This is a genomic window from Kitasatospora griseola (assembly GCF_014648555.1).
GTDB classification, from domain to species: Bacteria; Actinomycetota; Actinomycetes; order Streptomycetales; family Streptomycetaceae; genus Kitasatospora; species Kitasatospora griseola.
Window position 1 is genome coordinate 99,414 of sequence record NZ_BMRI01000002.1, and the last position, 9,728, is coordinate 109,141.

The window sequence follows — 9,728 nt, forward strand, 5'->3', positions numbered from 1 at the left end:
CGGGCATGCCGGGTTGCCCCACCCGGGGACGGTCGAGCGGCCGACGGCCCGTCAGGCGCCGTCCGGGAAGTGGCAGGCGGCGGTGTGGTCGACGCCGGGGGCGGCGGGGGTGGCGGGCGGCAGTTCGGTGGCGCAGCGGGTGCGCTGCTCGGGGGCGAGGGCGGTGTGCACGGGGCAGCGGCTGCGGAACGGGCAGCCGAGGTGGCGTTCGGCGGGCGACGGCGGGTCGCCGGCCAGCAGCAGGCGGGGGCGGGCGCGTTCGGCGGCCGGGTCGGGCAGCGGGACGGCGGCGAGCAGGGCGCGGGTGTAGGGGTGCCGGGGTGCGGCGAAGACCCGTTCCACCGTGCCGGTCTCCACGGTGCGGCCCAGGTACATCACGCTGACCCGGTCGGCCAGGTGCCGCACCACGGACAGGTCGTGGGAGACGAACAGGTAGGCGAGGCCGAGTTCGGCCTTCAGCTGCTGGAGCAGGTTGAGCACGCCGGCCTGCACGGAGACGTCCAGCGCGGAGACCGGCTCGTCGAGGACCAGCAGGTCGGGGCGGACGGCGAGGGCGCGGGCGATGGAGATCCGCTGGCGCTGGCCGCCGGAGAACTCGTGCGGGTAGCGGTCGGCGTGCGCCGGATCCAGGCCGACCTGGCGCAGCAGCTCGGGGATCCGGCGGCGGGCCTCGGCGGCGGGGGTGCGCTGGGCGAGCAGCGGTTCGGCGATCACGTCGCCGACCGGCATCCGCGGGTCGAGGGAGGCCGCCGGGTCCTGGAAGACGATCTGGACGCGGGCCCGCAGCCGGTGCGCGGCGGCCCGGTCGAGGGCGGCGGTGTCCTGGCCGAGCAGTTCGATCCGCCCGCCCTGCGGGGCGGCCAGCTTGAGGATCTCGTACAGCGTGGTGGACTTGCCGGAGCCGGACTCGCCGACCAGGCCGAGGGTCTCGCCGCGCCGGATGTCCAGGTCGACGCCGTCCACGGCGAAGGTCTCGCCGATCCGGCGGCGCAGCAGGGTGCCGCGGTAGCGCGGGAAGCTGCGGGTGAGGCCGGTGACGGTGAGCACGCCCTCGCGTTCCTCCCGCGGCCGGGGCTCGGCGGCGGGCACGACGGGGACGGGGTAGACCTCGGCGGGGGCGGGCCGGGTGGCGGCGAGATGGTCGGCGCGCACGCACGCGGCCAAGTGGTCGCCGTCGCCCGCGAGTTGCGGCTCGGCGGTGCGGCAACGGTCCTCGACCAGCGGGCAGCGTTCGGCGAACGGGCAGCCGGGGCCGTGCAGTTCGCCGGCGGCCGGCGGGCGGCCGGGGATCGGCACCAGCGGGCCGCCGCGGCCGTCGAGGCGGGGGACGGCGCCGATCAGACCGAGCGTGTAGGCGTGCCGGGGCGCGGTGAACAGCTCGTCCACGGGGGCGGTCTCGACGATCCGTCCGGCGTACATGACGGCGACCCGGTCGGCGCTGCCGGCGATCACCCCGAGGTCGTGGCTGACCAGCACGAGGGCGGCGCCGGTCTCCCGCTGAGCGGTGCGCAGCACGTCCAGGACCTGGGCCTGGATGGTGACGTCGAGGGCGGTGGTGGGTTCGTCGGCGAGCAGGATGTCGGGGTCGTTGGCCACCGCCATCGCGATCATCGCGCGTTGCCGCATGCCGCCGGAGAACTCGTGCGGGAACGCGTCCAGCGCGCGGGCCGGGTCGGGGATGCCGACCAGGTCGAGCAGGTCGGCGGCGCGGCTCCGGGCGGCGGCCTTGCCGACGTTCTGGTGGACGCGGACGGCTTCGGCGATCTGGTCGCCGATCCGGTAGACGGGCGTGAACGCGGACAGCGGGTCCTGGAAGACCATGGCGATCCGCCGGCCGCGGATCTCGGCGAGCTGCCGGGCGGGCAGGCCGACCAGTTCCTCGCCGTCGAGCCGGACCGAGCCGCCGATCCGGGCGGCGGCGGGCAGCAGGCCGAGCACGGCGAGCGCGGTGACGGACTTGCCGGAGCCGGACTCGCCGACCAGGCCGAGGGTCTCACCGCGACGCAGGTCGAGGTCGACGCCGCGGACCGCCGGGTGGTCCCCGAAGTCGACGGTGAGGTTGCGGACGGCGAGCAGCGGGGTGGTCAACGGGTGCTCCGGCGCGAAGTGGTGACGGTCTTTCGGGGACGCCTGCGTCCGGCCGTGGCGGTGGGGTCGAGGGCGTCGCGCAGGCCGTCGCCGACCAGGTTGACGGCCAGCACGAACAGCACCAGCAGGCCGGCGGCGAAGTAGAACAACCAGGGGAAGACGGGGGCGTCGCCGGCGCCGGCCGCCAGCAGGGTGCCGAGCGAGACGTCGGGCGGGCGCACCCCGAAACCGAAGTAGGAGAGCGCGGCCTCGCTCATCACGGCGCCGCCGACGGTGATGGTGGCGTCGATGATCAGGAACGAGGAGACGTTCGGCAGGATGTGCCGCCAGATGATCCGGAACGGCCCGACGCCCATGAACCGGGCGGCGACCACGAATTCGCGCTCGCGGAGCGAAATGGTCATCGAGCGGATCACCCGGGCGGTGATCATCCAGTTGAACACGGCGAGCAGCAGCACGAAGGCGATCCAGCCGCTGCCGCGAAGCCGCGGCGAGATCACGGCGATCACCAGGAACGCCGGGAAGATCAGCATCAGGTCGACCAGGAAGGTCAGCAGCCGGTCCGTCCAGCCGCCGAAGTACCCGGCGCAGGCGCCGACCAGCGAGGCCAGGCCGGTGGAGAGCACGGCCACCAGCAGGCCGATCACCAGAGACTTCTGCAGGCCGCGGACGGTCTGCGCGAAGACGTCCTGCCCGAGGCCGTTGGTGCCGAACCAGTGCTGCACGGACGGGGGTTGGCGCAGCGCGGTGTAGTCGGGGGTGGCGTAGTGCCAGGGGGTCAGGTACGGGCCGAGGAACGCGAGGAGGAACAGGAGCACCAGAACGATCAGCCCGAGCAGTGCGCCGCGGGAGGCCGCCAGTCGAGCTGCGGCCAGTCGCAGCCGCCCTGCGGGGGCACGCTGGTCGGTCGGCTGCGCCGGGTCACCATCACTTGCAGGCCACGGTCCGGTTTCGCGATCTCGCCGACGGGTTCCGTCCGGTTCGCGCAGTTCCCCACGCCCCTGGTTGTGCTCTCCCTGGTCTCTCACCTTCATGCCGTCCTCACTCGGGGGTCGAGTGCGGCGTGGAGTGCGTCGGCGAGGAAGCCGGCGGCGAGGACGACCACGGCGGCGAACAGGTTGACGGCGACGACGGAGTTGACGTCCTGTTCGTTGACGGCCTGGATGAACCACTCGCCCATGCCGTGCCAGCCGAAGATGGTCTCGGTGAAGGCGGCGCCGGTGAACAGGCCGAGGAAGGCGTAGGCGAACATCGTGGTCATCGGGATGATCGCGGTGCGCAGGCCGTGCTTGATCAGGGCGCGGCCGCGGGTGAGGCCCTTGGCCTGGGCGGTGCGCAGGTAGTCGGCGCCGAGGACGTCGAGCATCGTGGAGCGCTGGTAGCGGCTGTAGGTGGCGAGGCCGCCGAGGGCCAGCGAGAGGGTGGGGAGCAGCAGGTGCAGCCCCCAGTCGGCGAGGTGGGCGCCGATGCCGCCGGAGAGGTTGGGGGTCTCGTAGCCGGTGAACGGGATGACGTCGTGGCCGGCGGCGTTCTTCGCGGCGATGGCGCCGTTCTTCAGCAGCAGGGCCAGCAGGAAGACGGGGGTGGAGAGCAGCACGAAGGAGAGCACGGTGAGCGCCCGGTCGGAGAGCCGGTACTGGCGCACCGCGCTCCAGGCGCCGGCGGCGACGCCGAGCAGCATGCCGAGCACGCTGCCGACCAGCAGCAGGCGCAGCGACACCCAGATCCGGCGGCCGAACTCGTCGTTGACGGAGGTGTCGTGGATGGTGCGGCCGAGGTCGGCGTGCAGCAGGACGCCGTCCGCCCAGGTGGCGAAGCGCTCGACCACGGGGGTGCGGTCGTTGAGGTTGAGCGCGGTCAACTGCCGGTCGACGGCGGCGGCGGAGGGCCGTGGCTGCTTGGCCTCGAAGTAGGCGCGCGGGCCGAGCGCGGTGCCGGTGAGGGCGTAGGCCAGGAACACCGCGGCGGTCAGCAGCACCACGTAGTAGCCGAGCCGCCTGGCCAGGTAGCCCGTCACGGCGCGCCTCCGGCGCGGTTCGCACACCTGCGGAACATGGTCATTTGCCTTCGCTAGTACGGACTTTGACGCACTTTCGCGCAGCAGTTGTACGCCACGCTCCACCGACTCGTCCAGGGTCGGAGATGCCAACGGTTCGACCGTTCAGGTGAACCCGCTGGTCACAGCTGATCAGACGGGCACGAACGGGGTATTGCGGCGGTGTTTCACTCCATTTCGTTTCGATCAGTTCCGCGCATCACCCTGGTGGGGGCGGCTGATGGGCTGTTACGTTCGGCCCGCCGGCACCGACTTGGCTGCCCACGATCAAGCGTCGCCACACCTGACGACCGCCGACTCTTCGAGACCCGAGGACTCCGCCGATGCACACATCGCCCGCCACCCGCCGAATCGGCCGCGCCGCCGCTGCGGCTCTCGCCGCACTCCTGGCCGCGACCGCCTGCACCAGTCAGGGCGGCTCGGCGGACGTCGCCAAGACCGTGGTGCCGACCGTGGACGCCGAGGACAACAACCCGCAGCCGCTGGACAACATCAAGGACGGCGGCGAACTGCGCGAACCGCTCCAGCAGTGGATCACCCAGTGGAACCCGTACCAGGTCGACGGCACGTACGGCGACGCGGTGGAAATCATGGGCTACCTGGAGGCCAAGCTCTTCCGCAGCGACGCGCAGGGCGTCTACCATCCGGTTCCGGAGTACCTGGTCTCCGCGCAGGTCACCTCCGCCTCGCCGCAGGTCGTGACGTACAAGCTCAACCCGAAGGCGGTCTGGTCCGACGGGACGGCGATCGGCTACCGGGACTTCGAGGCGGTCTGGAAGGCCTCCAACGGCAAGGACCAGGCGTTCAACCTGGCCGACTCCTCCGGCTACGAGCAGATCTCCGGCGTCGAGCAGGGCGCCGACCCGAGCGAGGTCAAGGTGACCTTCTCGGAGCCGTACGCCGACTGGCAGAGCCTGTTCAGCCCGCTGCTGCCGGCCTCCGGGATCTCCACCCCGCAGGCCTTCAACGAGGGCTGGATCGAGAAGGTCCCGGTCTACGGCGGCCCGTTCGTGCTGCAGAACGCCGACAAGACCGCGCAGACCATCACACTGGCGCCCAACCCCCGCTGGTGGGGCCCGAAGCCGAAGCTGGACCGGATCACCTACCGGGTGCTGGACGCCGCCGCGATCACCCAGTCGTTCCTGAACAACGAGATCGACTTCGCCTCCGCGGGCACCGCCACCGCCTACGGCCAGCTCAAGGACGCCAAGGACTCGGTGATCCGCACCGGCACCCCCTGGGACGAGGTGCACATCTCCTTCGGCGGCAACGGCGCGCTCGCCGACCAGAAGGTCCGTCAGGCGCTCGGCAAGGCGCTGGACCGCGCCTCGCTGATCAAGATCGCCAACAAGGGCGTCCCGGTGGAGTTCAAGCCGCTCGACAACCACCTGTTCATGACCAACCAGAGCGGCTACAAGGCCAACGCGGGCGACTGGGTGGCGTACGACCCGACCACCGCCAAGAAGTGGCTGGACGAGGCGGGCTGGAAGGACGCCGGCGGCGCCCGCAGCAAGGACGGGCAGCCGCTGGAGCTGCACTACGTGATGAGCGACGGCTCCACCCAGGCCCAGTCCGACCTGGCCACCGCCACCCAGAACATGCTCCAGCAGGTCGGCGTGAAGCTCATCATCGACAAGGTGCCCAGCAAGGAGTACTTCTCCAAGTACATCGACCAGGGCAAGTTCGACCTGGCCAGCTGGCGCAACACCGGCTCCTTCCCGCTCTCCAAGACGGTGCCGATCTTCCGCGCCCCGCAGGGCGACAACGTGTTCGGCAACTACTCGAAGCTGAGCACCCCCGAGATCGACGGCCTGCTGCGCAAGGCCGCCGCCACCCTCGACCCGGCGAAGGCCGCCGAGCTCTACAACCAGGCCGACGTGAAGATCTGGGAACTCGGCCACACCGTCGAGCTCTACCAGCGCCCCAGCATCGTCGCCGTCCGCAAGGGCCTGGCCAACTTCGGCGCCGGCAGCCTCGCCGACACCGTGATCACCTCGGTGGGCTGGCAGAAGTGAGCCGCGAACGGCCCGTCACGATCGCCACCGTGACGGGCCGTCATCTTCGGCTCTACCGGAGGCTCTTGAAGTCCTCCAGGGCCTGCCGGACCGTCCCCGCCATGTCCTGGCTGCCCACGTGCCCGGAGTCGTCGAAGATGTGCAGCTTCGCGTCCGGCCAGGCCTTGACCAATTCCCACGCGGTCTGCACCGGGCAGCCCATGTCGTACCGGCCGTGCACGAGCACGCCCGGGATGCCGGCCAACTTGTGCGCGCCCCGCAGCAGTTGGTCCTCCTCCAGCCAGGCGCCGTTGCTGAAGAAGTGCGAGCAGATCCGGACGAAGGCGATCCGGTCGTCCATCTCGCGGTCGCTGTACATGCCGGGGATGCCGTTCGGCTCGCCCTCGATGACGGCGTCCTCCCAGGCCAGCCACTCGTTCGCGGCCTGCTCGCGGACCGCCCGGTCCGGGTGCTCCATCAGCCGGGCGTACGCCGCCAGCAACTGGTAGACGTCACCGTCCCGTTCGCTCTCCGGGACGAAGTCGCGGAACCGGTCCCACGCCTCGGGCCGGAACCCGCCGACGCCCCGGTACAGCCAGTCGGTCTCGGCCCGGCGCGTGGTGGTCACCGCCTGGATGACGATCTCGCTCACCCGCTCCGGGTGCTGCTGCGCGTAGGCCAGGATCAGCGTCGACCCCCAGGACGCGCCGTCCAGCAACCACCGTTCGATGCCGAGGTGTTCGCGCAGCCGCTCCATGTCGTCGATCAGGTGCTGGGTGGTGTTCAGCGCCATGTCCGCCGCCGGGTCGCTGCCGTGCGGCGTACTGAGCCCGCAGTTGCGCTGGTCGTACCGGATCACCCGGTACGCCTCCGGGTCCCACGCCCGGGTCGGCCGCTTCGGGAAGCCCGCCCCGGGACCGCCGTGCACGTACAGCGCAGGCTTGCCCTCGGGGTTGCCGAGCTGTTCGTAGTAGATGCGGTTGCCGTCTCCGGTGTCCAGGAAACCACTGTCGTAGGGGTGCATCGGCTCATAGAGATCAACCATGACCGTCGATCCTAGGCCGCCGCCCACCGCACCGCCCACCCATTTCCGACCTGCCGTCAGGCCGGTACTTCACCCACAGCAGAACGCCGCTCCCTTCCCCTCCTGCGGAGGATGCCTACGCTGGAGGGGTGAGCACTCAAGGCCGGAACGAAGCCCGTGTCATTCCGCTGCGCCCGCAGAACGCGCCGCAGCCTCCTGTGCCGAAGGAACCGCTCTGGCGGGATGTGGTCGGTGGTGTGCTGCGTCGCGAACGGCTCGCCCAGGAGCGGACGTTGAAGGACGTCTCGGAGGCGGCCCGGATCTCCATGCCGTACCTGTCGGAGCTGGAGCGCGGCCGTAAGGAGGCCTCCTCGGAGGTGCTCGCGGCGGCTGCCCACGCGCTCGGGCTCGGCCTCGGCGACCTGCTGTCGCTCGCCCAGGACGACCTGGTCCGCCACTCGCAGATCCGCCGTTCCCACCGCCGCAGCGCCGCCCCCACCAACGGTCTCTGCCTGGCCGCCTGACGGACGGTCACGCCCGGTGCGGACGGCCCGCAGATCGCCGTCGCACCGGGGGCACCCCGCTCAGCCCGGCAGCTGCCGCCGGTCCAGCACCTGGTCGGCCAGGCCGTAGGCGACCGCCTCCGCGGCGGTGAACACCTTGTCCCGGTCCGTGTCGGCGCGCAGCGTCGCCACGTCGTGGCCGGTGTGCCGGGACAGCACCTCCTCGACCTGCGAGCGGATCCGCAGCATCTCCTTCGCGGCCAGGCTCAGGTCGGAGACCGTCCCCTGCCGACCGCCGCTGGCGGGCTGGCCGAGCAGCACCCGGGAGTGCTGGAGCACGAACCGCCGCCCGGGGTCGCCGCCGGCCAGCAGGACGGCCGCCGTGGACGCCGCCTGGCCGACGCAGAACGTCGAGATCGGCGACTGCACGAAGGTCATCGTGTCGTAGATCGCCATCAGCGAAGTGAACGATCCGCCGGGCGAGTTGAGGTAGATCGCGATCTCCTCCCCCGGGCTCGCCGACTCCAGGTGCAGCAGCTGGGCGATCACCACGTTGGCGACGCCGTCGTCGATGTCGGTGCCGAGGAAGATGATCCGTTCGTTCAGCAGCCGGCTGAACACGTCGTAGGACCGCTCGCCCTGGGCCGTCCGCTCGACGACGTAGGGAACTGTGTACGAGCCCATGTCTACAGCCCCATCCGTCGGCGGTTGGCGGCCGGGCGGATGTCGGCCAGCGACTCCACCACCTGGTCCACCATCCCGTACTCCTTGGCCTGTTCGGCCGTGAACCAGCGGTCCCGGTCGCCGTCGCGGGCGATGGTCTCCTCGCTCTGCCCGGTGTGCGCGGCGGTGATCCGCTCGATCGCCCGCTTGGTGTACTCCAGGTTCTCCGCCTGGATCGCGATGTCCGAGGCAGTGCCGCCGATGCCCGCCGACGGCTGGTGCATCATGATCCGCGCGTTCGGCAGCGCGAACCGCTTGCCCGCCGTGCCCACGGTCAGCAGGAACTGCCCCATGCTGGCGGCGAATCCCATCGCCAGCGTGGAGACGTCGTTCGGGATCAGCCGCATGGTGTCGTAGATCGCCAGGCCCGCCGTCACCGACCCGCCCGGGCTGTTGACGTACAGGCTGATGTCGGTGCGCGGGTCCTCCGCGGAGAGCAGCAGCAGCTGCGCGCACACCCGGTTCGCCGACACCTCGTCGACCTGGGTGCCGAGCAGGACGATCCGCTGGGCGAGCAACTGCGCCGCGAGGTGGTCGTCGAAGCGGCTGGGCGGCGTGTCGCCGTCCTCCGCACGGGGTTGGCGGGTGCTGAACGGTGTCATCGGGTCTCCTCGTCGGAGCGGGAGTGCGTCTTCCACTCCACTGTTCACCCCGGACGACCCCCGTCAGCCGGTTCTCTGCCCGCCGCAGATTCGCCACCGGCAGAGCGGCCGGTCAGACACCCGGTGCCGGACGGACGGTGATCCCGTTGCGTTCCAGCAGGGCCGCCGTCACGCCGTCGCCAGGCACCAGCGCGCCCGCGAACGAGCCGTCGTACACGGCGCCCCGGCCGCACGAGGGGCTGCGGGGCATCAGCACCGCCTCCGTGCAGCCGGCCCGCCGCGCGGCGAGCAGCGCGCGTTCGGCGCCCGTGACGAACTCCGCCGTGACGTCGTGCCCGGCGTCGTCCACCACCCGCGCGGCGCCGTCCAGCACGTCGTGCCCGTCGCCGCCGATCAGCTCCGCCGGCCGTCGCGGGGTGGCCAGCCCGCCCGCCACCTCCGGGCAGAACGACACCGTCTGCCGCCCGTCGAGCAGCTCGGCGAGGGCGGGCGACGCCTTGTCCCGCCCGTCGAACCGGCACGGCACGCCGCGCAGACACGCACTGACCAGAATCGTTTCCACCCGCCCAGGCTACCGGGGCCGCACATCGACCCTGACCTGCGGGAACCTTCGGCTGCCGGTGCGTGGAGGACGCGGAGGTCCGGCGTGCGGGCGGCAGCAGGTCAGTCGGTGGCCGGCTCCGGCGCGAAGTAGCGGCGGGCCAGCACGGGCGATGCCTGGTGGCCGCGGCGGATCAG

The 9,728-nt window shown here is 71.6% G+C and carries 9 protein-coding genes; 2 read left to right on the plus strand and 7 right to left on the minus strand.

What is annotated here, in order from left to right:
* Window positions 1-51: 51 nt before the first annotated feature.
* The 3 genes from IEZ12_RS02960 to IEZ12_RS02970 all read right to left on the minus strand — a co-directional run bounded on the left by IEZ12_RS02960 (window position 52) and on the right by IEZ12_RS02970 (window position 4,105).
* A complete protein-coding gene (locus tag IEZ12_RS02960) occupies window positions 52-2,088 on the minus strand; it encodes an ABC transporter ATP-binding protein (protein WP_189270617.1) in 2,037 nt (678 codons plus the stop codon).
* On the minus strand, window positions 2,085-2,969 hold the full coding sequence (locus tag IEZ12_RS02965) for an ABC transporter permease (RefSeq protein ID WP_229847230.1): 885 nt from the start codon (window positions 2,967-2,969) through the stop codon (window positions 2,085-2,087). The genes IEZ12_RS02960 and IEZ12_RS02965 overlap by 4 nt, the downstream gene beginning before the upstream one ends.
* Window positions 2,970-3,118: 149 nt before the next feature.
* Complete coding sequence (locus tag IEZ12_RS02970; protein WP_043910657.1) at window positions 3,119-4,105, minus strand: ABC transporter permease; 987 nt, start codon at window positions 4,103-4,105, stop codon at window positions 3,119-3,121.
* Window positions 4,106-4,467: 362 nt separating this feature from the next.
* Between IEZ12_RS02970 and IEZ12_RS02975 the strand changes: the two genes are divergently transcribed.
* Window positions 4,468-6,159: an ABC transporter family substrate-binding protein gene (locus IEZ12_RS02975; RefSeq protein ID WP_189270619.1), complete on the plus strand. Its 1,692-nt coding sequence runs from the start codon at window positions 4,468-4,470 to the stop codon at window positions 6,157-6,159.
* 52 nt (window positions 6,160-6,211) lie between these two features.
* On the opposite strand, the gene pip is transcribed toward IEZ12_RS02975, so the two are convergent.
* A complete protein-coding gene (pip, locus tag IEZ12_RS02980) occupies window positions 6,212-7,183 on the minus strand; it encodes a prolyl aminopeptidase (RefSeq protein ID WP_189270621.1) in 972 nt (323 codons plus the stop codon).
* A 128-nt stretch (window positions 7,184-7,311) separates the two neighbouring features.
* On the opposite strand from pip, the gene IEZ12_RS02985 reads away from it, so the two are divergent.
* Window positions 7,312-7,686, plus strand: coding sequence for a helix-turn-helix domain-containing protein (locus IEZ12_RS02985; protein ID WP_189270623.1), 375 nt, complete (start codon window positions 7,312-7,314; stop codon window positions 7,684-7,686).
* A 60-nt stretch (window positions 7,687-7,746) separates the two neighbouring features.
* Here the strand turns inward: IEZ12_RS02985 and IEZ12_RS02990 are convergent, their stop codons facing one another.
* The 3 genes from IEZ12_RS02990 to IEZ12_RS03000 form a co-directional block, all read right to left on the minus strand.
* Complete coding sequence (locus IEZ12_RS02990) at window positions 7,747-8,349, minus strand: ClpP family protease (RefSeq protein WP_043910653.1); 603 nt, start codon at window positions 8,347-8,349, stop codon at window positions 7,747-7,749.
* Window positions 8,350-8,351: 2 nt separating this feature from the next.
* Complete coding sequence (locus tag IEZ12_RS02995) at window positions 8,352-8,990, minus strand: ClpP family protease (RefSeq protein ID WP_100586292.1); 639 nt, start codon at window positions 8,988-8,990, stop codon at window positions 8,352-8,354.
* Window positions 8,991-9,102: 112 nt separating this feature from the next.
* Entirely contained in the window at window positions 9,103-9,552 is a 450-nt protein-coding gene (locus tag IEZ12_RS03000; RefSeq protein WP_189270625.1) for a 2-thiouracil desulfurase family protein, read from the minus strand.
* Window positions 9,553-9,728 lie beyond the last annotated feature (176 nt).